This is a genomic window from Streptococcus equinus ATCC 9812, assembly GCF_000187265.1.
GTDB lineage: Bacteria > Bacillota > Bacilli > Lactobacillales > Streptococcaceae > Streptococcus > Streptococcus equinus.
The window spans coordinates 1,178,915-1,202,928 of sequence record NZ_GL698429.1 but is presented as its reverse complement, the minus strand read 5'-3'; the positions used below and the strand labels follow the sequence as shown (position 1 = coordinate 1,202,928).

The window sequence follows — 24,014 nt, the reverse complement described above, 5'->3', positions numbered from 1 at the left end:
GCAGTACAACGCTGGCCTTTTTTCTATATAAAGGAAAGGACGGGATTTGAACCCGCGTGTGAAAAGAATCCACTTGCCAGATTTCGAGTCTGGTGCCGTACCAAGCTGGGCCACCTTTCCATATGAATCACAATAATTGTAGTACTTCATAAAAGACAAGGCCATTATACGCCTTTTATCTCAAAAAGACAATCAAGTGAAATCTTTGGGCTTGATTACTGAATAAAAGCCTATTTTTTGCTATAATGGGACTATCAATCGAAAAAAAGGAAATACATTTGAAAGGTAGAATTATCAAGTCTCTAGCAGGTTTTTATTATGTAGAATCTGATGGAGTAGTTTATCAAACGCGTGCGCGTGGAAATTTTAGAAAAAAAGGTCAGACACCATACGTTGGTGATTTTGTTGATTTTTCAGCTGAAGACCATTCAGAAGGTTATATTTTAGCAATTCATGACAGAAAAAACAGTCTTGTCCGTCCACCAATTGTTAATATTGATCAAGCGGTGGTTATCATGTCTGCTAAAGAACCAGATTTCAATGCAAACTTATTAGACCGTTTCTTGGTTTTACTTGAGCACAAGGCTATTGAGCCAATTGTTTATATTTCAAAAATGGATTTACTGACAAACCCTGATGACATTGCGGCAATTCAAAAACAATATCAAGAAATCGGATATCATTTCTGTACATCTTTAGAAGAATTACTTCCGCTCTTAACTGATAAGGTCACTGTTTTTATGGGGCAAACAGGTGTTGGAAAATCAACATTATTAAATAAAATTGCTCCCGAATTGAAATTGGGAACAGGTGAAATTTCAGATAGCCTTGGACGCGGTCGCCATACGACACGAGCAGTTAGCTTTTACAACGTGAATGGCGGGAAAATCGCTGATACACCTGGATTTTCTTCATTGGATTACGAAATTACTAATGTAGAAGACCTTAACAAAGCTTTTCCAGAGTTACGTCGCCTAAGCCGTTTTTGTAAATTCCGCTCATGTACACATACTCATGAACCGTCTTGTGCGGTCAAAGATGCCTTAGAGGCTGGTGAACTTTGGAAATCACGTTATGATAACTATCTTCAATTTCTCAGTGAAATTGAAAATCGTCGCGAAACATACAAAAAAGTTATAAAAAGAAAGTAGGTACACATGTCAAATAATAAAATCGCTCCATCAATTTTAGCTGCTGATTATGCTAATTTCGCTTCAGAACTAAAACGTATTGAAGAAACAAGTGCTGAATATGTTCACATTGATATCATGGATGGTCAATTTGTACCTAACATTACTTTTGGTGCAGACGTTGTGGCTAGTATGCGTAAACACAGCAAACTTATTTTTGATTGCCACCTAATGGTTGTTAATCCAGAACGCTTTGTTGATGCTTTCGCTCAAGCAGGTGCTGACATCATGACAATTCATGCAGAATCAACACTGCACGTTCATGGGGCTCTTCAAAAAATTAAAAAAGCTGGCATGAAAGCTGGTGTTGTTATCAATCCAGGAACACCTGTTTCAGCTATTGAACCTGTTTTGAGTTTGGTTGACCAAGTGCTTATCATGACAGTTAACCCAGGATTTGGTGGTCAAGCCTTTATTCCAGAAATGCTTGAAAAAGTAGAAAAAGTTGCTAAAATCCGTGACGAAAAAGGTTATGACTTTGATATTGAAGTTGACGGTGGTGTGGATAACAAGACAATTAAAGCTTGTTATCAAGCAGGAGCAAATGTCTTTGTTGCAGGCTCATATCTTTTCAAAGCAACAGATTTAGCCGCACAAGTAGAAACATTACGTGTGGCCTTAGATGATTAAAGTAGCTGTGTTTGCTGGTGGTCAGTTAGCAGATTTTTCCACTGGTTTTGATGTTTATGTTGGTGTCGATAGAGGTAGTTTATTTTTGATAGAAAATCAGCTTCCGCTTGATTTAGCTGTTGGTGATTTTGATTCTGTCAGTCAGGATGAATTGCAGTTGATTAAAAAAACAGCGAAAGCTTTTGTTCAAGCATCTCCTGAAAAGGATGATACTGATACCGAACTTGCTTTAAAAAAAGTATTTGAGCAATATCCAAAGGCTCAAGTCACGATTTTTGGAGCGTTTGGTGGACGAATTGACCACATGATGTCAAATCTATTTTTACCAGGAGATGTTGACATAGCACCATTTATGCGACAAATAATTTTACGAGATAAGCAAAATAGTGTTCAATTTTATCCTGCTGGAACTTGTCATGTTATGCCAGAAGATGGAATGACTTATGTTTCGTTTATGGCTGATGGCGATGCTGATTTAGCTATTTCAGGTGCAAAATACAATTTAGATGCAAGCAATTTTTTCAAGAAAAAAATTTATTCAAGCAATGAATTTCTTGACCAGCAGCCTATCACAGTTATCTTAGACTCAGGTTATCTCATCGTTATTCAAAGTAAGGATAGGTAAAAATGTTAGTAATAACTTTATTAGTGGCAATTGTTAGTCTTGTTTTAATCGCTTATCTTTTAATGAGGGTTGCTAAACTGACTGATGAGATGTCACAAAAATTAGATGACAATGCAGATAATCTCTCCGATCAAATATCGTATCAACTTGATTTAGCACAAAAAGATCAAGTTTTGGCTTTAAATAGCCAACTGAATCGTCTGCAAAATGATTTATATACACAATTGAATGACATTCGTGATGTTCTTCATAAGAGCTTGAGTGATAATCGTGATCGTTCTGACCAACGTCTAGAGGTTATTAATCGTAATTTGACAAATTCGGTCAAAGAGATGCAAGCCTCTAACGAGAAGCGCCTCGAAGAAATGCGTCAGACTGTTGAAGAAAAACTTGAACAGACTCTACAGAATCGCTTGCAGGCTTCTTTTGAAACAGTCTCAAAACAGTTAGAATCTGTAAACCAAGGCTTGGGTGAAATGAAAACTGTTGCTCAAGACGTGGGAACTTTAAACAAGGTTCTTTCAAATACCAAAACTCGTGGTATTCTTGGTGAATTGCAACTTGGTCAAATCATTGAAGACATTATGACGCCAAGTCAATATGACCGCGAAGTTCCAACGGTTTCTGGTTCGAGCGAGCGTGTCGAATACGCGATTAAATTGCCAGGTGTTGAAGATGACGGACATGTCTACTTGCCAATCGATTCGAAATTCCCTTTGGAAGATTATTATCGTTTGGAAGATGCTTATGAAAGTGGTGATAAAGAGCAGATTGAACTTTATCGCAAATCACTTTTAAACAGCATCAAACGTTTCGCTAAAGATATTAATAAGAAATACCTTAACCCGCCTGAGACAACGAATTTCGGAATTATGTTCTTGCCAACAGAAGGTTTGTATTCAGAAGTGGTTCGCAATGCAAGTTTCTTTGACAGTTTGCGACGTGATGAAAATATTGTTGTTGCTGGTCCATCGACCTTATCGGCTTTGTTAAATTCACTTGCTGTTGGTTTTAAAACTCTTAATATTCAGAAAAATGCTAATGACATTAGCAAAATTTTGGGCAACGTTAAAGTGGAATTTGGGAAATTTGGTAGCATGCTTGCAAAAGCGCAAAAACAAATCAATACCGCTAATAATACCCTAGACAGTTTGATTTCAACTCGTACAAATGCTATTATCCGTGCTTTAAATACAGTTGAGTCTTATCAAGATCAAGCGACAACGAGCTTACTTAACCTCCCGCCATTAGAAGAAGAGGACAATCATGAAAATTAATCAAATGAAAAAGGATGAACTTTTTGAAGGGTTCTACTTGATAAAATCTGCAGAGCTTCGTAAGACAAGAGCTGGAAAAGATTATATTGCATTTACTTTCCAAGATGATAGTGGTCAAATTTCTGGTAATCTTTGGGATGCACAGCCATACAATGTTGAAGAATTTACTGCTGGGAAAGTCATTTATATGAAAGGGCGTCGTGAGGTTTATAATGGTACGCCTCAAGTGAACCAAATTTCTTTGCGTAACACGCGAGAAGGTGAGCCGAATAATCCACGTGATTTTAAAGAAAAATCACCTGTGGATGTTCTAGATGTTAAAGAATATCTTGAACAAATGATGTTCAGAATTGAAAATGCTGTTTGGCAACGTGTTGTCCGAGCACTTTATCGTAAATATGATAAAGAATTCTTTACATATCCAGCTGCCAAAACAAATCACCACGCTTTTGAGTCTGGTTTGGCTTATCACACAGCAACAATGGTGCGTTTAGCTGATTCAATTGGTGATGTTTATCCTCAACTTAATAAAAGCTTACTTTATGCGGGAATTATGCTACACGATTTGGCTAAAGTCATTGAGTTAACGGGTCCAGATAATACAGAATATACCGTTCGTGGTAACCTGATTGGACACATTGCCTTGATTGATGAGGAAATCACGAAAGTTCTTACTGAACTAAATATTGACGATACAAAAGAAGATGTGATTATTCTTCGTCACGTTGTCTTAAGTCACCACGGATTGCTTGAATACGGAAGTCCTGTTCGCCCTCGTGTTATGGAAGCTGAAATTATTCATATGATTGATAATATTGATGCTGAAATGATGATGATGACAACGGCACTAAGCCGAGTTGATGAAGGTGAAATGACAAATCGTATTTTTGCTATGGACAATCGCTCATTCTACAAACCAAAATTGAAATAAGACAAAAAAACTGTATATTTTAATGTTTTGCTTTCTAGAATGCCTTTACATTAGGGAAAAATATATAAAATGAACATTTTTTTATAAAAATGTTCGTTTTTTTCGCTTTCTTATGTTATAATGACAAAAACAGATACTTAAAAGATGGAGAAATTATGAAATTACGACGTAGTGAACGCATGGTTGTCATCTCCAACTATTTGATTAACAACCCTTATCAATTGACAAGTTTGAATACTTTTGCCGAAAAATATGAGGCAGCAAAATCTTCTATTTCAGAAGATATCGCCATTATCAAAAAAGCTTTTGAAGAATCAGGCATCGGCGAAATTGAAACAGTAACAGGGGCAAGTGGAGGTGTCATTTTTACACCAGGAATTTCTGAAGAAGAAGCAAGATCGGTTATCGAAGGTTTGCGAGACAGCATGTCAGAAAGCAACCGTATCCTTCCAGGTGGTTATATTTATTTATCAGATTTGCTTAGTACCCCTCGCATTTTACAAAGCGTGGGACGTATTATTGCGAATGCTTTTAAAGGACACAAGATTGATGCTGTTATGACAGTTGCGACAAAAGGTGTTCCGCTTGCAAATGCAGTAGCGAGCATTTTGAATGTGCCTTTTGTTATCGTTCGTCGAGACCTTAAAATTACTGAAGGTTCAACTGTTTCAGTCAATTACGCAAGTGGGTCAAGCGATCGCATTGAAAAAATGTTCTTGTCTAAACGTAGCTTGAAACCAAATAGCCGCGTCTTGATTGTCGACGACTTCCTTAAAGGTGGGGGTACAATTTCTGGTATGGTTAGCCTTTTGACTGAATTTGATAGTACTCTTGTGGGTGTTGCAGTCTTTGCTGAAAATGCACAAGAAAAACGTGACCGCATGAACTACAAATCATTGTTGAAAGTTTCAGAGATTGACGTTAAAAACAATCATGTTAAAGTTGAACTTGGTAACATTTTTGACAAATAATTTTCAGGGGCGAGAGCCTCTTTTTTTTGTTGCAAAAAGTTCTTGTTAATTTATTTCTTAAAAATGTTAAAAATAAGCAAAATAATTTGACAAATTGCTTGTTATGTGGTACTATTAAAAACGGTACTTTTTACTTTTGGTCTCTCCAGAGTGTACAGAGACGTGCTGACAAATGTTGCAAAGTACACATTTTAGATAAGGACTGTCACCAAGCGCCTTATCAACCAAAATAAAAATCTTACAGGAGAAAAGTAGATGCCTACAATCAACCAGTTGGTACGTAAACCACGTAAATCTAAAGTTGAAAAATCTAAATCGCCAGCTCTTAACGTTGGTTACAACAGCCACAAAAAAGTTCAAACTAACGTATCTTCACCACAAAAACGTGGTGTTGCAACACGTGTTGGAACAATGACACCTAAAAAACCTAACTCAGCCCTTCGTAAATTCGCTCGTGTACGTTTGAGCAACCTTATTGAAGTTACTGCATACATCCCAGGTATCGGACACAATCTTCAAGAACACAGTGTTGTTCTTATCCGTGGTGGACGTGTAAAAGACCTTCCAGGGGTACGTTACCACATCGTTCGTGGTGCACTTGATACTGCAGGTGTTGCTGACCGTAAACAAAGCCGTTCTAAATACGGTGCTAAACGTCCTAAAGGATAATAAGAAGGGAGATAAGAAAGAATGAGTCGTAAAAATAGAGCGCCAAAACGCGAAGTATTGCCAGATCCATTATACAATTCACAACTTGTAACACGTCTTATCAACCGTGTTATGCTTGATGGTAAACGTGGTACAGCTGCATCAATCGTATATGATGCATTTGAACAAATTAAAGAAGCTACTGGAAACGATGCACTTGAAGTATTCGAAACAGCTATGGAAAACATCATGCCTGTTCTTGAAGTACGTGCACGTCGTGTCGGTGGTTCTAACTACCAAGTCCCAGTTGAAGTTCGTCCAGAACGTCGTACAACTCTTGGACTTCGTTGGTTGGTAAACGCATCACGTGATCGTGGTGAACACACTATGAAAGATCGTCTTGCAAAAGAAATTCTTGATGCTGCTAACAACACTGGTGCTTCAGTTAAAAAACGCGAAGATACACACCGTATGGCAGAAGCAAACCGTGCATTCGCACACTTCCGCTGGTAATCAGCAACATAATGATACGAAGCTTCGAATACATTTAACTTGTTTTACTACTGGTATTCGGGCAGTGTTTAGTCAAACTTTTTTGGCAAAACAGTATCAAATTTAATAAAACATCTTTAGAACGGGTAGGTCCTGCCTATCCGTTCTAAAAGTATGTTATAATAAAGTAGTAAACTAAATATAAAATAGGAGAAAAAAATGGCTCGCGAATTTTCACTTGAAAAAACTCGTAACATCGGTATCATGGCTCACGTCGATGCTGGTAAAACAACAACAACTGAGCGTATTCTTTACTATACTGGTAAAATCCATAAAATCGGTGAAACACACGAAGGTGCTTCACAAATGGACTGGATGGAACAAGAGCAAGAACGTGGTATCACAATCACTTCTGCCGCTACAACAGCGCAATGGAAAGACTACCGTGTAAACATCATCGACACACCAGGACACGTGGACTTCACAATCGAAGTACAACGTTCTCTTCGTGTTCTTGATGGTGCGGTAACAGTTCTTGACTCACAATCAGGTGTAGAACCTCAAACTGAAACAGTTTGGCGTCAAGCTACTGAATACGGTGTTCCTCGTATCGTATTCTCAAACAAAATGGACAAAATCGGTGCTGACTTCCTTTACTCAGTAAGCACACTTCACGATCGTCTTCAAGCTAACGCTCACCCAATTCAATTGCCAATCGGTTCTGAAGATAGCTTCAACGGTATCATTGACTTGGTTAAAATGAAAGCTGAAATCTATACTAACGACCTTGGTACAGATATTCTTGAAGAAGATATTCCAGCTGAATACGTAGATCAAGCTAACGAATATCGTGAAAAATTGATCGAAGCAGTTGCTGAAACTGATGAAGAATTGATGATGAAATACCTTGAAGGTGAAGAAATCACTGAAGGTGAATTGAAAGCTGCTATCCGTAAAGCAACTATCAACGTTGAATTCTTCCCAGTTCTTTGTGGTTCTGCCTTCAAAAACAAAGGTGTTCAAATGATGCTTGATGCGGTTATCGACTACCTTCCAAGCCCACTTGACATCCCTGCAATCAAAGGTGTTAACCCAGATACAGACGAAGAAGAAGAACGTCCAGCGTCAGATGAAGAACCATTTGCAGCGCTTGCCTTCAAGATCATGACTGACCCATTCGTAGGTCGTTTGACATTCTTCCGTGTTTACTCAGGTGTATTGAATAGCGGTTCTTACGTTCTTAACACATCTAAAGGTAAACGTGAACGTATCGGACGTATCCTTCAAATGCACGCTAACCACCGTAACGAAATCGAAACAGTTTATGCTGGTGATATCGCTGCTGCCGTTGGTTTGAAAGATACTACAACTGGTGACTCATTGACAGATGAAAAAGCTAAAGTCATCCTTGAATCAATCGAAGTTCCAGAACCAGTTATCCAATTGATGGTTGAACCTAAATCTAAAGCGGACCAAGATAAAATGGGCATCGCTCTTCAAAAACTTGCTGAAGAAGACCCAACCTTCCGTGTTGAAACTAACGTTGAAACTGGTGAAACAGTTATCTCTGGTATGGGTGAACTTCACCTTGACGTCCTTGTTGACCGTATGAAACGTGAATTCAAAGTTGAAGCAAACGTAGGTGCTCCACAAGTATCATACCGTGAAACATTCCGTCAAGCTACTCAAGCACGTGGATTCTTCAAACGCCAATCTGGTGGTAAAGGTCAATTTGGTGATGTTTGGATTGAATTTACTCCAAATGAAGAAGGTAAAGGATTCGAATTCGAAAATGCTATCGTCGGTGGTGTCGTTCCTCGTGAATTCATCCCTGCAGTAGAAAAAGGTCTTCAAGAATCTATGGCTAACGGTGTTCTTGCTGGTTACCCAATGGTTGACGTTAAAGCTAAACTTTACGATGGTTCATACCACGATGTCGATTCATCTGAAACAGCCTTCAAGATTGCTGCATCACTTGCACTTAAAGAAGCTGCTAAAACTGCACACCCAGTTATTCTTGAACCAATGATGCTTGTTACAATCACAGCTCCAGAAGAAAACCTTGGTGACGTTATGGGTCACGTTACAGCTCGTCGTGGACGTGTTGATGGTATGGAAGCTCATGGTAACAGCCAAATTGTTCGTGCCTTCGTTCCACTTGCTGAAATGTTTGGTTACGCAACAGTTCTTCGTTCTGCAACTCAAGGACGTGGTACATTCATGATGGTATTTGACCACTATGAAGACGTTCCTAAATCAGTACAAGAAGAAATCATCAAGAAAAATTCTGGTGAATAATTTTTGATAGAAAGGATGCTCAAAAGAGCGTCCTTTTTTATTATGAAAACGGTAATAATATTTGCAATTTTAGCGAAATAGTTATATAATACTAACGTTGAAAGGTTGATTTGTGCCTACGTAAGTTAATCTTTTCACAATTGTCTAAAAGGGAAACCTTTTAAAATAAAAAATTTTTTTGATTTTCATAAGGAGGAAATCACTAATGGTAGTTAAAGTTGGTATTAACGGTTTCGGTCGTATCGGTCGTCTTGCATTCCGTCGTATCCAAAATGTTGAAGGTGTTGAAGTAGCTCGTATTAACGACCTTACTGACCCAGCTATGCTTGCACACTTGTTGAAATACGATACAACTCAAGGTCGTTTCGACGGTGATGTTGTTGTTAAAGATGGTGGTTTTGAAGTTAACGGTCAATTCGTTAAAGTTTCTGCAGAACGTGACCCAGAACAAATCGACTGGGCTAACGATGGTGTAGAAATCGTTCTTGAAGCAACTGGTTTCTTTGCAACTAAAGCTGCTGCTGAAAAACACTTGCACGAAGGTGGAGCTAAAAAAGTTGTTATCACAGCTCCTGGTGGATCAGATGTTAAAACAATCGTATTTAACACTAACCACGAAATTCTTGATGGTACTGAAACAGTTATCTCAGCTGGTTCATGTACAACAAACTGTCTTGCACCAATGGCTGATGCTTTGAACAAATCATTCGGTCTTAAAGTTGGTACAATGACTACAGTTCACGGTTACACTGGTGACCAAATGACTCTTGACGCACCACACCGTAAAGGTGACTTCCGTCGCGCACGTGCTGCTGCTGAAAACATCGTTCCTAACTCAACTGGTGCTGCTAAAGCTATCGGTCTTGTTATCCCAGAATTGAACGGTAAACTTCAAGGTCATGCTCAACGTGTACCAGTTCCAACTGGATCACTTACTGAACTTGTTTCAGTTCTTGACAAAAAAGTAACTGCTGAAGAAGTTAACGCTGCTATGCAAGCTGCTGCAACTGAATCATTCGGTTACAACACTGACCCAATCGTTTCACGCGATATCGTAGGTATCTCATTCGGTTCATTGTTTGACGCAACTCAAACAGAAGTAACTGAAGCAGCTGACGGTACTCAATTGGTTAAAACTGTTTCATGGTACGACAACGAAATGTCATACACTTCACAACTTGTTCGTACTCTTGAATACTTCGCAAAAATTGCTAAATAATCATTGAGTTGATTAGTGAAAGAGAGGATTTATTCCTCTCTTTTTTGTTTGTCAAAAATCCTGATTTTTAGGCCTTTAAAAAGGGTTATAGGGACAAATTCTATTGATTTAACTATCTCTTTTAGAGGTTTTGTGATATAATTAGCATGTATAAAAAAATATAAGGAGTCCTATCAATGGCTAAATTGACTGTTAAAGACGTTGATTTGAAAGGTAAAAAAGTTCTTGTTCGTGTTGACTTTAACGTACCTTTGAAAGATGGCGTTATCACTAATGACAACCGTATTTCTGCGGCTCTTCCAACAATTAAGTACATCATCGAACAAGGTGGTCGTGCAATTCTTTTCTCTCACCTTGGACGTGTTAAAGAAGAAGCTGATAAAGAAGGTAAATCTCTTGCTCCAGTAGCTGCTGATTTGGCTGCAAAACTTGGTCAAGATGTTGTCTTCCCAGGTGTTACTCGTGGTGCTAAACTTGAAGAAGCTATCAACAACCTTAAAGATGGTGAAGTTCTTCTTGTTGAAAACACTCGTTTTGAAGATGTTGACGGTAAAAAAGAATCTAAAAACGATCCAGAACTTGGTAAATACTGGGCTTCACTTGGTGATGGAATCTTCGTTAACGATGCATTCGGTACTGCACACCGTTCACACGCATCTAACGTAGGTATCTCTGCAAACGTTGAAAAAGCTGTTGCAGGTTTCCTTCTTGAAAACGAAATTGCATACATCCAAGAAGCTGTTGAAAACCCAGTTCGTCCATTTATCGCAATCCTTGGAGGTTCAAAAGTTTCAGATAAAATCGGTGTTATCGAAAACTTGTTGAAAAAAGCTGATAAAGTTCTTATCGGTGGTGGTATGACTTACACATTCCTTAAAGCACAAGGTATCGAAATCGGTAACTCACTTGTTGAAGAAGACAAACTTGAAGTTGCTAAAGAACTTTTGGCTAAAGCTAACGGTAAATTGATCTTGCCAGTTGACTCAAAAGAAGCTAACGCTTTTGCTGACTACACTGAAGTTAAAGATACTGAAGGTGCAGCTGTAGACGCTGGATTCCTTGGTCTTGATATCGGTCCTAAATCTATCGCTAAATTCGACGAAGAATTGACTGGTGCTAAAACAGTTGTTTGGAACGGACCTATGGGTGTGTTCGAAAACCCTGATTTCCAAGCTGGTACAATCGGTGTAATGGACGCTATCGTTAAACAACCAGGCGTTAAATCAATCATCGGTGGTGGTGACTCAGCTGCTGCAGCTATCAACCTTGGCCGCGCTGACAAATTCTCATGGATCTCTACTGGTGGTGGAGCTTCTATGGAACTTCTCGAAGGTAAAGTTCTTCCAGGTCTTGCTGCATTGACAGACAAATAATTCTCGTTTTTAAGAGGATAAAAGAGCCTATTTATGGGCTCTTTTTTGTTGCTTAAAAACTTTTTAGTCAAGTGTATAAAAGTGTAGCATGATAAAGTTCAAATGTGATAAAATAAAGAAAATAAACTTGAGTGTGGGTCATGAGGTACTTAAAAAAACTTTTATCGAATTATAAATTTGATCCAAGTAAATTCAAGCTTGGTATGCGAACACTTAAGACTGGTCTCTCAGTCTTTCTGGTCTTGTTAATATTTCATTTATTTGGTTGGGAAGGGCTGCAGATTGGAACGCTGACAGCTGTTTTTAGTTTACGTGAGAGCTTTGATAGAAGTGTTCATTTTGGATTTTCACGAATTATCGGAAATAGTGTAGGTGGATTTCTATCTTTGTTGTTTTTCTTGATCAATCAGTTTTTTCATAATCAATTCTGGGTGACTTTGGTTTTTGTTCCAATTTTTACTATGCTTGGTATTATGATTAATGTTTCAATTAATAATAAGTCTGGAATTATTGGTGCAACAGCTGCGCTTCTGATTATTACCTTGTCAATTCCAGCAGGTGATACCATTTTATATGTTTTTGCTAGGGTGTTCGAAACTTTTTGCGGTGTCTTTGTGGCGATTCTTGTTAATTCAGATGTGGATTTACTTCGCAAGATGCTGAAAAAATAGTCATAAAAAAATAGTGATTAATGTTATATTTTCTGACATATGGGGTTGACAGTTTAGAATTTTCAGACTATAATAATACTCGGAAGGAGGTCATCATGAAAGAAAAAGAACTCAGACGTTCCATGGCGGTTTTTCCTATTGGAACAGTAATGAAATTGACCGATTTAACTGCACGTCAGATTCGTTATTACGAAGATCAGGGATTAATAACCCCAGAACGTACATCGGGTAATCGCCGTATGTTTTCATTAAATGATATGGATCGATTGCTTGAAATTAAAGACTTCCTTGATGAAGGGCTAAATATTGCTGCTATCAAGCGAGAGTATGCTGATAGACAAGATAAGGCTCTTAAAAAGCAAAAATCTTTAACTGATGCTGATGTTCGTCGAATCTTACAAGATGAACTCCGAAACCAAGGCCGTTTTTCGGCTCCATCACAGTACATTAGCAATTGGCGCATCTAAAAATAAGCGTCGTTCGTTTATTTCGGTTTTAAAAGGAGACCTAAATTCATGACTATTACAGCAGCTGACATCCGTCGCGAAGTCAAAGAAAAAAATGTTACATTTTTACGCTTGATGTTCTCAGATATTACAGGAACATTGAAAAACGTAGAAATCCCAGCAACTGATGAACAACTTGATAAGGTATTGTCAAACAAAGCAATGTTCGATGGATCATCAATCGAAGGTTTTGTGCGTATCAATGAATCTGACATGTATTTGTATCCAGATCTTGATACTTGGACTGTCTTCCCATGGGGTGGTGAAAATGGTGCAGTAGCAGGTTTGATTTGTGACATCTATACTGCTGAAGGTGAACCATTTGCAGGTGACCCACGTGGTAACTTGAAACGTGCTCTTCGCCACATGGAAAAAGTTGGATTTAAATCATTTAACCTTGGTCCAGAACCAGAATTCTTCTTGTTCAAATTGGATGAAAAAGGTGAACCAACTCTTGAAGTAAACGACCGTGGTGGTTACTTTGACCTTGCACCAACTGACCTTGCTGACAACACTCGTCGCGAAATCGTTAATGTTTTGACTGAAATGGGATTTGAAGTTGAAGCAAGTCACCACGAAGTTGCGATTGGTCAACACGAAATTGACTTTAAATATGCTGATGTTTTGAAAGCTTGTGATAACATTCAAATTTTCAAACTTGTTGTTAAAACAATTGCTCGTAAACATGGTCTATATGCTACATTTATGGCTAAACCTAAATTTGGTATCAACGGTTCAGGTATGCACTGTAACATGTCACTATTTGACTATGAAGGAAACAACGTATTCTTCGATACCGAAGATCCAAAAGGTATGCAATTGTCAGAAACAGCTTACTACTTCCTTGGCGGTTTGATGAAACATGCTTATAACTACACTGCAATCATGAACCCAACTGTAAACTCATACAAACGTTTGGTTCCCGGTTATGAAGCACCCGTTTACATCGCATGGGCTGGACGTAACCGTTCACCACTTATTCGCATTCCTGCATCACGTGGTATGGGTACTCGTTTGGAACTTCGTTCTGTTGACCCAACTGCTAACCCATATCTTGCTCTTGCTGTACTTCTTGAAGCAGGTCTCGATGGTATTGAAAACAAAATTGAAGCTCCAGCTCCAGTTGAATCAAACATCTACATCATGACTCAAGAAGAACGTAAAGAAGCAGGAATCCGTGACCTTCCATCAACATTGCACAACGCTGTTAAAGCTTTGCAAGAAGATGAAGTGGTTAAAGCTGCTCTTGGAAACCACATCTTCACAAACTTTGTTGAAGCTAAGAAAATTGAATGGTCAAGCTATGCGGCCTTCGTTTCACAATGGGAAATTGACAACTATCTAGATCTTTATTAAGAAGTAGTAAAAAGACAGCTTCTAGCTGTCTTTTTTTTACCAAAAACCACATTCTCAATTTAGAAAGTTTTAATAAGAACTATTCTAAATAACAGGAATGTGGTATAATATAAGATAAATATTCAGAATAGTTAGACTATTTTGAGCTGTTTGTATTGATGATAGGAGTAAGAGCTATGAATGAAAGTGCTTTGAGGGCGCAGCAGACAACGCTTTGGGATCCATCTTTTGAGTCAGATGCCTGTGGTATGGGGTTTGTTGCACAGCTTGATGGAAAAGCAAGTCATGCGTTGATTGATTATGCTTTGACGATGTTGACACGTATGAATCACCGTGGTGGTACAGGTGCAGAACCTGATACTGGTGACGGTGCTGGAATGCTGCTCGCTTTGCCTGATGAATTTTTCCAAGAAAAGGCAAAAGAAGCAGGTTATGAATTACCTAAAAAAGGTGATTATGCAGTCGCACAGCTATTTTTACCTCAGGAAACTGAGGCTAAAGATAGTCTTTTAGAGGCTGTTAAAGCAGAAATTGAGTCGGCTGGTTTTCATGTTTTGATGACGCGTGATGTGCCATTTAATTATGATAATTGTGGTCCTGCAGCGCAGGAAATCATGCCAAGTTTTGTTCAATTTTTTGTTAAAAAGCCTGCTGATACTAAAGCTGGTCGGGATTTTGAAGACAAATTATTCCGTTTACGTCGTCAGCTTGAAAAGAGTTTCTCAGCAGATGAATTTTTCATTTGTTCACTTTCAAGTAAGACAATTGTGTACAAAGGGATGCTTCATGCTTTTCAAGTAGGGCTATTTTATCCTGATTTGCAAGATGAGCATTTTAAATCCCACATCGCTTTGACACACTCACGCTTTTCAACAAATACTTTCCCATCTTGGGATCGTGCGCAGCCTTTCCGATTTTTAGCGCATAACGGTGAAATTAATACGCTTCGTGGTGCTGAAAATTGGATGCATAGCCACCAGATTGAAATTTACAATGAAGAAAATTCTGATTCTGCTAAGTTGGAAAACTGTCTAGAGTATCTTTATCGTAATGGTCGTGATATTCCACAAAGTCTTTTGATGATGGTGCCTGAGGCTTGGGGTGATGAATCGGGGCTTTCAGATGATCTTAAGGCATTTTACGAGTATGCGTCAAGTTTTGTTGCTCCGTGGGATGGTCCAGCTGCGCTTGTCTTTACAGATGGTGATATGGTTGGTGCTCGCTTGGACCGTAATGGTTTGCGTCCTAGCCGATATTCACTTACTAAAGACAATTTCTTGATTTGTTCAAGTGAATCTGGTGTAGTTGATCTTGAACCAAGTTGTGTTATCGAAAAAGGTGTGCTTGGCCCTGGTAATATGATGTTGATTGATACTACTTCTGGTAAATTGATGCGTAATGAAGAAGTCAAAGCTTATTATGCTGCACAACATCCATATAAAGAATGGGTTGAAGAAAACATTGCACATCTTAATGACTTTGAAGCAGCTGAGCTAAACCAAGAAGCAAATGACATTGAAACAATGTGGAAAGCTTACGGATACAACGAAGAAGTCATTCGTACGGTTATTCTCCCAATGTCTGAAAGAGGCGAAGAACCAGTTATTTCAATGGGATTCGATAGCCCGTTGGCTATGCTTTCTAATAAGAGTCAGTCTCTTTTCACTTTCTTTAAACAACAATTTGCGCAAGTTACAAATCCACCGATTGATGCTATTCGTGAACAAATCGTCGTATCAACAAGTGTTTATCTTGGTGGGGATGGTAATTTCAAGGAAGATGGTGCAGCCAATTGTGTTAAAGTGAAAATCGATAGTCCTGTCCTCTCAACACAAGATTTTGCAAAAATCTCCAATTTGACAGATGATCGCTATCGTGCAACGACTTTGTCTACTGTCTATGATCTGGTAAAACCATCACAAAATCGTTTGCAACGTGCTTTGGAAAATCTGTTTATATCTGCTGAAAAAGCTATTGATAAAGGTAGCAAGATTATCATTCTTTCAGACCGAAATGTTAAAGAAAATCAAACAACTATTCCAATGTTGTTAGCAGTTTCTGGTTTGAATAACTATATGGTTGGAAAAGGTAAAGCTAGCCAATTCTCAATTGTGGTTGATACTGCGGAAGCTATTGAAGTTCATCATTTTGCTACTTTAGTAGGTTATGGTGCAGCGGCTGTTCATCCTTATGGCGCTTATGCGACACTAAAAGAATACGGTAAAGATGAACTTGCATTTGAAAAATACCGTAAAGCAGCTGAAAAAGGTATTGTCAAAGTCATGAGTCGTATGGGGATTTCTACAATTCTCGGTTATAAAGGTGCTCAACTGTTTGAAGCAGTAGGACTTTCTGATGAAGTTGTTAACAAGTACTTTACAGGTACTGTGACACGTATTGGTGGCTTGTCACTGGATCAAATCGAAAAAGAATATCTTCAACGTATGGAAGATGCTTTTGGTCCTCGTAAAGATGACTATTTGCAAAGTGGCGGTATCTATCAGTTTAAAGCAGATGGAGAATACCACCTCTTCAATCCGCATACTATTTATAATTTCCAACAGGCTGTTCGAAAAGGTGATTACAAGCTCTTTAAAGAATACACCGCTGAATTAGATAAAGAGGCTTTGGCAACACCAACAACTCTTCGTTCAATTTGGGAATTCAATTCAAATCGACCAAAAGTTGCCCTTTCAGAAGTTGAACCTGCTCAAAGTATCGTTAAACGTTTCAAAGTGGGTGCCATGAGTTTTGGTTCACTTTCAAAAGAAGCGCACGAAACAATCGCAGAAGCTATGAACTCAATCGGAGCTAAATCAAACTCTGGTGAAGGTGGCGAAAATCGTAATCGTTTCAAAGTTCAGCCAGATGGTCGTAATTTGAATTCAAAGATTAAACAAGTCGCTTCAGGACGTTTCGGTGTCAATGCTGAATATCTTACGTCTGCTGAAGAAATTCAAATCAAGTTAGCACAAGGTGCAAAACCTGGTGAAGGTGGTCAATTGCCTGGTCAAAAAGTCTTCCCTTGGGTTGCTGAAATCCGTGGTGCAACGCCTGGTGTTCGTTTGATTTCACCACCACCTCACCATGATATTTACTCAATTGAAGATTTGGCACAATTGATTTATGACCTTAAAGCAATTAACCCATACGCTAAAATCAATGTTAAATTGGTTTCAAGTACTGGTGTTGGTACAATCGCTACAGGTTGTGTTAAAGCTGGTGCGGATAAAGTTGTCATTTCTGGTTATGACGGTGGTACTGGAGCTTCTCCACGTAACTCTGTCCGTGATGCCGGTCTTCCATGGGAAATGGGATTGGCTGAAGCACACCAAACATTGTCACTTAACCGCCTACGTCAACGCATGACGCTTGAAACAGATGGTAAATTAATGACAGGACGTGATGTGGCTATTGCAACACTCCTTGGAGCTGAAGAATATTCATTTGCGAGTCTTACCCTGGTTTCAATTGGATGTGTTATGATGCGTGTTTGCTCACTTAATACTTGTCCAGTTGGTGTAGCTACTCAAAATCCTGAACTTCGTAAACATTTTGCTGGTAAGCCTGAACATGTCATCAACATGATGATGTTTATGGCAGAAGAATTGCGTGAATACATGGCTGAGCTTGGATTCCGTTCTGTCGATGAAATGGTCGGTCATTCAGAAATCTTGAAAGCTAAATTCATTCCAAAAGGTAAAGCTAAATCACTTGATTTCTCTCGCATGCTTGGAACAGCTTACCCTATCGAACGTAAGACAGAAGACCCATTTGCAGATGCACGTCAATGGAAAGAATTGGATGGATTTGCCAAAGCTGCTGTTGATAGTGGAATAAGTGTAACAGTTAAAGAATCAATCAACAACGTTCAACGTGCAGTTGGTGCTCGTATGGCAGGTTGGATGGCTGAACGTTATGGTAACTACTCAGTTGAACCTGGTTTGATTAAATATGAATACACGGGAATTGCTGGACAATCATTTGCAAGCTTTATTACACAAGGTATGGAATTGACTTTGGTTGGTGAAGCTAATGACTATATTGCTAAATCAATGTCAGGTGGTCGCTTGATTGTGAAACCACCACATGATGCAGCTTATGATATTGAAAATTCACCAATTGTTGGTAATGTTGCTCTCTTTGGTGCGGTTAAAGGTGAAGCTTACTTCGCTGGACGTGCTGGTGAACGTTTCTGTGTTCGTAACTCAGGTGCGAAAGTTGTTGTCGAAGGTGTTGGAGCCCACGGTTGTGAGTATATGACTGGTGGTGTTGCTGTTATCCTTGGTACAACAGGACGTAACTTTGCTGCTGGTATGAGTGGTGGTGTTGCTTATGTTTATGATGTTGATGGCGATTTTGCTGAAAAAGTAAATCATCAAATGGTTGACCTCTATAAAGTGGGTGAAACTCGTGGCGATGATATCTTGGTAGATATGATTCAAAAACATTATGAATACACTGGTAGTGCCAAGGCAAAACGTTTGCTTGATAACTGGGCACAAGAAGTTGATAAATTCATTAAAGTTTACCCAACTGAATTCCACGAAATCAATAACATTGAATACGCGCTATCAGATACAGGTCTTGAAGGTGATGAACTTGAGTTGCGTACCTTTGAAATTGCTACAGGTGGTGCAGAAACAGCTGCTGAAAAAGAAGAACTTCTCGCAAAAGTAACAGGAGGTAAATAAAATGGCTAATCCATTTGGTTTTTTGAAATATGATCGAAAAGATAATCCGTTTCGTCCTGTTGCTGAACGCATCTTGGACTTTGAAGAACTGCAAGTGCCACTGACAGAAGAAGAACGTCAAAAACAAGCTGCACGTTGTATGTCTTGTGGAATTCCGTTCTGCCATTCTGGACAGTTTTATGGCGGTGGTCGTGCAGTTTCAGGGTGCCCAAATGATAATTTGATTCCTGAATGGAATGATCTTCTTTACAAAGGAGATTATAAGCGTGCATTTGAGCGTTTATCACGCACTAATCCGTTTCCAGAGATGACTGGACGTGTTTGTCCAGCTCCATGTGAAAAAGGCTGTACAGAAGGCCTCAATGGCTCTGGAGTGACTATTCATGATAACGAACGTTTCATCATTGACACTGCATTTGAAAAGGGTTGGGTTGAAGAATCAGGAAAACCAGCTGCTCGTACCGGCTTTAAGGTAGCGGTTATCGGTTCAGGTCCTGCAGGTTTGTCAGCTGCATGGCGCCTCAATAAACTTGGTCATAGCGTGACCGTTTATGAACGCAGTGATCGTTTTGGAGGCCTTTTGATGTACGGTATTCCAAATATGAAGTTGGATAAAGAAGTTGTTCAACGCCGTATTGATCTTATGGAAAAACTTGGCATCAATTTTGTGGCAAATACAGAAGTTGGACGTGATGTGACTGCTGATGATTTGTTGAAAAAATTTGATCGTGTTGTTCTTGCAACAGGTGCAAGTGTTCCACGTGATTTAAATGTTCCTGGTCGTCATTTGACTGGTGTCCGTTTTGCGGTTGATTTCCTAACAGAAACTACTAAGAATGTTCTTGCTTCTGATAATAAAAAACTTGGTCCAACGCTTGAAGGAAAACACGTTCTTGTTATCGGTGGCGGTGATACTGGTAACGACTGTATCGGTACAGCTATTCGTTTTGGAGCAGCAAGTGTTAAACAACTTGAAATTACTCCAGAACCACCAGAAAAACGTCTTCCAACAAATCCTTGGCCGCAATATCCAATGATTAAACGTATTGGTTACGGACAAGAAGAAGCAAACTTTGTTCAAGATACTGAGTTGACGACTTATGCGACATCAACAACAGAATTGATTGGTGCAGATCGTGGTCAAGTCATCGCAGCGAAGACAATCAAAGTTGGGCCTGGTTTCAAACCAATTGAAGGTACTGAAGAAATCATTAAAGCTGACCTTGTTTTATTGGCGATGGGATTCACTGGTGCTGAAAAATCACTCTTTGACCAATTTGGCGTTCAAAGTGTTTATGATGATTATTCAACCAATAATGATCGAGTCTTTGTTGCTGGTGATGCGCGTCGTGGTCCAAGTCTTGTGATTTGGGGAATTCGTGAAGGACGTAAAGCCGCAGAAAAAATCGACCAAGGTCTTCGTATCATGGTTGCTCAATAAATCTTAAAAAACTGCCTGAGGGCAGTTTTTTTGTTTCAAAGATGGTAGGTAATGAAATACAGCGTTTACATATCTTTATATTTTTTGTAATATTTGACTGCTATACTGGTAAGCGTAAAGGGGGATTTTTATGAACTACAAAAAATATTAACACTAGCAACAGCTGCATTAGCAGGTGTGGTATTGCTTTCTCAAGCAGATGTAAAAGCAGACACTTATACGATTCAAAATGGCGATTCATTTTATAGTGTAGCGCAGATGTACGGCTTGAGTGTTTATGACTTAGCAGCATTGAGTGGCATGTCAATTTATGACACTATTTTTCCTGGTCAGGTTTTTGCAGATTCCTGATAAAACGCCGATTGATCTATTTGTGACGAACTTGTTAACAGTGAATCTAGTGAGGCTAGCCAATTGGCATCAAATTTAGCCCAAACAGACAATACATACCCTGTTGGTCAATGTGTACTTGGGGTGTTAAGCAGCTAGCAACCTGGGCAAGCAATTGGTGGGGAAATGCTGGTGATTGGTCAGCTAACGCAGCTAGTCAGGGATTTGTTGTCAGCAGTCAAACAGAAGTGGGAGCGGTTGTTTGCTGGACTGATCCTAATAGTTACGGGCATGTTGCCTACGTGACTGCCGTCAATACTTCTGGCCAAATTCAAGTGCTGGAATCAAATTATGGAAATAAACAGTGGATAGATAACTACCGTGGGTGGTTTGATCCGACAAATAGTAAAATAGCTGGAGAAGTTAGTTATATCTATCCAAAAAATTTATGATAAATGGAAAAGGCCTAGAATATCTAGGTCTTTTAAACAGTTGTGGATAAGTTGTTAACAACTTGTGGATAAAATGTGGATAAATAAAAAAGCAAGTTGATATCAACTCGCTTTTTTTGCTTTATTTATCATCAGGTGTGAGAATCATTGGGATAATGATTGGTTCACGTTCTGTTTTTTCATATAAGAATGGACGTAGTGCGTTAACAATTGCTCCGTTAACAGATTGGATACTTGCGTCTTTGTTTTTCAATGCGATACGAATAGCGTTGAAAAGAACACGTTGGCTTTCACGGATAAGGTCACCTGATTCACGCATGTAGATGAAACCACGACTAAGAATGTCTGGTCCAGCAAGAATCATTTGACTATCAAAGTCAACTGTAGCAACAGCAAGTACGACACCGTCTTCAGAAAGATCACGACGATCACGAAGTACGGCAGCACCAATATCACCGATACCATTACCATCAACGTAAATATCTTGAGCGTTGAAGTGTCCAGCGCGACGAGCTGAGTTAGCTGTAAGAGCTAGCACATCACCGTTTTCCATGATAAAGATATTTTCTTTTGGAATACCAGTATCCATACCTAAACCTGCGTGAATCTTAAGCATACGGTATTCACCGTGAACAGGCATGAAGTATTTTGGTTTCATCAAGCGGAGCATCAATTTTTGTTCTTGTTGTCCACCGTGACCAGATGTGTGGATGTTGTTAACTTTACCGTGGATAACTTCTACACCAGCTTCTTGGATAGTGTTGATAAGTTTGTTAACACTTGTTGTGTTACCAGGAATTGGGCTAGATGAGAAGATAACAGTGTCACCAGGTTGTAGTGAAACTTGGCGGTGTGTACCGTTAGCAATACGTGCTAGCGCAGCCATTGATTCACCTTGGCTACCAGTACACATGATTAAGATTTCGCTAGCATGGTAATCTTTGATTTCGCTTGGTTCAATGAATGTTCCTTTTGGAACTTTGATGTAACCAAGTTCGATACCGTTAACAATGGCTTTTTCCATTGAACGACCAAAGACGACGATTTTACGTCCTGTTTTGACAGCTGCTTCGGCAGCTTGTTGGAGACGGAAGATATTTGAAGCAAATGATGCGAAGATAATACGACCATGAATGCCTTCGATAATCTTCATGATAGATTGTCCAACAACTTTTTCTGAGTTTGTAAAAGTTGGAATTTCTGCGTTAGTAGAATCAGATAGCAGACATAGGACACCGTCTTCCCCAAGGGCAGCCATGCGGTGGATATCGGCAGGTTCACCAACTGGTGTCCAGTCAAACTTGAAATCCCCCGTGCAGACAATTTTACCTTGAGGTGTGTGAACGACGATACCTAGAGGTTCTGGAATTGAGTGGGTAGTACGGAAGAATGTAACGCTAAGATTTTTGAAAGTCAATTCTGTATTAGCATTGATTTCGTAGAGTTTAGCATCACGCAAGAGTCCGTGTTCTTCCAATTTTCCTTTGATAAGAGCAAGCGCTAAAGGTCCAGCGTAAACAGGAATGTTAGCTTGCTTTAAAAGGAATGGAATTCCCCCGATGTGGTCTTCGTGCCCGTGAGTAATCACAAGCCCTTTGATACGATCGATATTGTCAACAATGTATGAATAGTCTGGAATGACATAGTCAATACCGAGCAAATCATCTTCTGGGAATTTGATACCAGCATCGACGATGATAATTTCATCTTGGTATTCTATACCGTAAGTATTTTTCCCTATTTCTCCAAGACCACCAATTGCATAAACCCCAACTTCTTCGGGTTTTAAATTGATTTGAGACATGTTATAACTCCGTTAATTTAAAGGCACCTGATTCTTTTTCGTAAGCTAGGTGTTTGTCTGAAAGAAGTTCGATGTATTCTACGTTGTAAGGTGTTTTTTCTTCAACGAGTTTACGTGTTTTGATACGTCCTTCAAGTTCGTTAGCCGCATCGATTTCTAAGTAAAGTGCTTTAGTTTGTTCGCGGCGTGGGTTACGTTCTTTTGTTTCTTGATAAAAAACTTTATAAATCATAGTTTTTTCCTTTCTTAATGTACCTGTGGCTAATCAAAATACACAAAACACATCAACTAGCTTGTAGCTACTTGACCAGTTATTATTAAATTTTTTCCGAGTAATTGATTTAACCTTGATTCGTTGCAATTATTAAAATTATATCATAAAATAAGAAGTATAATCAAGTGAGGGAATTTAAATGATGAAAGTTTTAGCCTTTGATACTTCAAGTAAGGCTTTGTCTGTTGCCATCTTGGATGGTGAAAATTTACTAGCCGATGTTACGGTCAATATTAAGAAAAATCATAGCATTAATTTGATGCCTGCGATTGATTTTTTGATGAAAGCTGTGGACTTAAAACCAGCTGATTTGGATAGAATTGCTGTGGCTCAAGGTCCAGGTTCATATACTGGACTTCGTGTGGCAGTTGCGACAGCTAAAACGCTAGCTTATACATTAAAAATTGATTTAGTTGGTGTTTCTAGTCTATATGCTCTTGCTGCGGCAGCTGATTTTGAGGGAGTAGTTGTCCCACTTATCGATGCTCGTCGTAACAATGTCTATGCTGGATTTTACAAGAATGGTCAAGCTATCAAAGAAGACCAACACATGAATTTTGCGGATGTTTTAGAAGCTGTTAAAGATGAAAAAGAGGTCATGTTTGTCGGTGAAGTGGCTAATTTCTGTCAACAAATCGAAGAAGCGATGCCAACTGCCAAAACAATGACCGTCTTGCCATCAGCATGTGCCATCGGTAAACGTGGACAAGAATTACAACCAGTCGATGTGGATAGTTTTGTTCCAAGTTACCTAAAACGTGTGGAAGCAGAAGAAAACTGGCTTAAGACACACAAAGAAGACCCAAGCGCTCATTACATTAACCGTATCTAA

The 24,014-nt window shown here is 39.0% G+C and carries 19 protein-coding genes, 1 tRNA gene and 1 pseudogene; 18 read left to right on the top strand and 3 right to left on the bottom strand.

The window, feature by feature from the left end; translation table 11 throughout:
- Nucleotides 1-31: 31 nt before the first annotated feature.
- Nucleotides 32-120: transfer RNA gene (locus HMPREF0819_RS05750), tRNA-Ser, on the bottom strand.
- A gap of 158 nt (nucleotides 121-278) precedes the next feature.
- On the opposite strand from HMPREF0819_RS05750, the gene rsgA reads away from it, so the two are divergent.
- The 17 genes and pseudogenes from rsgA to HMPREF0819_RS09505 all read left to right on the top strand — a co-directional run bounded on the left by rsgA (nucleotide 279) and on the right by HMPREF0819_RS09505 (nucleotide 21,104).
- A complete protein-coding gene (rsgA, locus tag HMPREF0819_RS05745) occupies nucleotides 279-1,151 on the top strand; it encodes a ribosome small subunit-dependent GTPase A (protein ID WP_044023373.1) in 873 nt (290 codons plus the stop codon).
- A 6-nt stretch (nucleotides 1,152-1,157) separates the two neighbouring features.
- A complete protein-coding gene (gene rpe, locus HMPREF0819_RS05740) occupies nucleotides 1,158-1,820 on the top strand; it encodes a ribulose-phosphate 3-epimerase (RefSeq protein WP_004233297.1) in 663 nt (220 codons plus the stop codon).
- Nucleotides 1,813-2,445 carry a thiamine diphosphokinase gene (locus HMPREF0819_RS05735; protein ID WP_004233295.1) on the top strand — a complete coding sequence of 211 codons (633 nt, stop codon included), beginning with the start codon at nucleotides 1,813-1,815 and terminating at the stop codon, nucleotides 2,443-2,445. The genes rpe and HMPREF0819_RS05735 overlap by 8 nt, the downstream gene beginning before the upstream one ends.
- Nucleotides 2,446-2,507: 62 nt before the next feature.
- Nucleotides 2,508-3,722, top strand: coding sequence for a DNA recombination protein RmuC (locus HMPREF0819_RS05730; RefSeq protein WP_419579851.1), 1,215 nt, complete (start codon nucleotides 2,508-2,510; stop codon nucleotides 3,720-3,722).
- Nucleotides 3,712-4,653: a 3'-5' exoribonuclease YhaM family protein gene (locus tag HMPREF0819_RS05725; protein WP_004233293.1), complete on the top strand. Its 942-nt coding sequence runs from the start codon at nucleotides 3,712-3,714 to the stop codon at nucleotides 4,651-4,653. Before HMPREF0819_RS05730 ends, HMPREF0819_RS05725 begins: the two co-directional genes overlap by 11 nt.
- A 155-nt stretch (nucleotides 4,654-4,808) precedes the next feature.
- The gene (gene purR / locus HMPREF0819_RS05720; RefSeq protein ID WP_044023372.1) at nucleotides 4,809-5,624 is read left to right on the top strand and encodes a pur operon repressor; all 816 of its coding nucleotides are present in this window, start codon (nucleotides 4,809-4,811) and stop codon (nucleotides 5,622-5,624) included.
- Between the two features lie 255 nt (nucleotides 5,625-5,879).
- On the top strand, nucleotides 5,880-6,293 hold the full coding sequence (gene rpsL, locus HMPREF0819_RS05715; protein ID WP_003066537.1) for a 30S ribosomal protein S12: 414 nt from the start codon (nucleotides 5,880-5,882) through the stop codon (nucleotides 6,291-6,293).
- A gap of 21 nt (nucleotides 6,294-6,314) precedes the next feature.
- Entirely contained in the window at nucleotides 6,315-6,785 is a 471-nt protein-coding gene (gene rpsG / locus HMPREF0819_RS05710) for a 30S ribosomal protein S7 (RefSeq protein WP_004233289.1), read from the top strand.
- 198 nt (nucleotides 6,786-6,983) lie between these two features.
- Nucleotides 6,984-9,062 carry an elongation factor G gene (gene fusA / locus HMPREF0819_RS05705; RefSeq protein ID WP_004233287.1) on the top strand — a complete coding sequence of 693 codons (2,079 nt, stop codon included), beginning with the start codon at nucleotides 6,984-6,986 and terminating at the stop codon, nucleotides 9,060-9,062.
- Nucleotides 9,063-9,267: 205 nt separating this feature from the next.
- Complete coding sequence (gene gap / locus HMPREF0819_RS05700; RefSeq protein WP_004233286.1) at nucleotides 9,268-10,281, top strand: type I glyceraldehyde-3-phosphate dehydrogenase; 1,014 nt, start codon at nucleotides 9,268-9,270, stop codon at nucleotides 10,279-10,281.
- Between the two features lie 176 nt (nucleotides 10,282-10,457).
- The gene (locus HMPREF0819_RS05695) at nucleotides 10,458-11,654 is read left to right on the top strand and encodes a phosphoglycerate kinase (RefSeq protein ID WP_004233284.1); all 1,197 of its coding nucleotides are present in this window, start codon (nucleotides 10,458-10,460) and stop codon (nucleotides 11,652-11,654) included.
- A gap of 140 nt (nucleotides 11,655-11,794) precedes the next feature.
- Nucleotides 11,795-12,325 (top strand): FUSC family protein, encoded by a 531-nt coding sequence (locus HMPREF0819_RS05690; protein ID WP_004233283.1) that lies wholly within the window; start codon nucleotides 11,795-11,797, stop codon nucleotides 12,323-12,325.
- Nucleotides 12,326-12,420: 95 nt separating this feature from the next.
- Complete coding sequence (locus tag HMPREF0819_RS05685; RefSeq protein WP_021143161.1) at nucleotides 12,421-12,792, top strand: MerR family transcriptional regulator; 372 nt, start codon at nucleotides 12,421-12,423, stop codon at nucleotides 12,790-12,792.
- Between the two features lie 48 nt (nucleotides 12,793-12,840).
- The gene (glnA, locus tag HMPREF0819_RS05680; RefSeq protein ID WP_004233281.1) at nucleotides 12,841-14,187 is read left to right on the top strand and encodes a type I glutamate--ammonia ligase; all 1,347 of its coding nucleotides are present in this window, start codon (nucleotides 12,841-12,843) and stop codon (nucleotides 14,185-14,187) included.
- Nucleotides 14,188-14,363: 176 nt separating this feature from the next.
- Entirely contained in the window at nucleotides 14,364-18,881 is a 4,518-nt protein-coding gene (gltB, locus tag HMPREF0819_RS05675) for a glutamate synthase large subunit (RefSeq protein ID WP_044023370.1), read from the top strand.
- A 1-nt stretch (nucleotide 18,882) separates the two neighbouring features.
- Nucleotides 18,883-20,322: a glutamate synthase subunit beta gene (locus HMPREF0819_RS05670; RefSeq protein ID WP_004233279.1), complete on the top strand. Its 1,440-nt coding sequence runs from the start codon at nucleotides 18,883-18,885 to the stop codon at nucleotides 20,320-20,322.
- A gap of 130 nt (nucleotides 20,323-20,452) precedes the next feature.
- Nucleotides 20,453-21,104, top strand: a pseudogene (locus tag HMPREF0819_RS09505) (CHAP domain-containing protein).
- Nucleotides 21,105-21,225: 121 nt separating this feature from the next.
- Here the strand turns inward: HMPREF0819_RS09505 and rnjA are convergent.
- Together rnjA and HMPREF0819_RS05655 are read right to left on the bottom strand one after the other, a co-directional pair.
- Complete coding sequence (gene rnjA, locus HMPREF0819_RS05660) at nucleotides 21,226-22,908, bottom strand: ribonuclease J1 (RefSeq protein WP_004233273.1); 1,683 nt, start codon at nucleotides 22,906-22,908, stop codon at nucleotides 21,226-21,228.
- 1 nt (nucleotide 22,909) lies between these two features.
- Complete coding sequence (locus HMPREF0819_RS05655) at nucleotides 22,910-23,140, bottom strand: DNA-dependent RNA polymerase subunit epsilon (RefSeq protein WP_004233272.1); 231 nt, start codon at nucleotides 23,138-23,140, stop codon at nucleotides 22,910-22,912.
- Between the two features lie 181 nt (nucleotides 23,141-23,321).
- Here HMPREF0819_RS05655 and tsaB point away from each other — a divergent pair, with 181 nt between their 5' ends.
- Nucleotides 23,322-24,014: a tRNA (adenosine(37)-N6)-threonylcarbamoyltransferase complex dimerization subunit type 1 TsaB gene (gene tsaB, locus HMPREF0819_RS05650; protein WP_004233271.1), complete on the top strand. Its 693-nt coding sequence runs from the start codon at nucleotides 23,322-23,324 to the stop codon at nucleotides 24,012-24,014.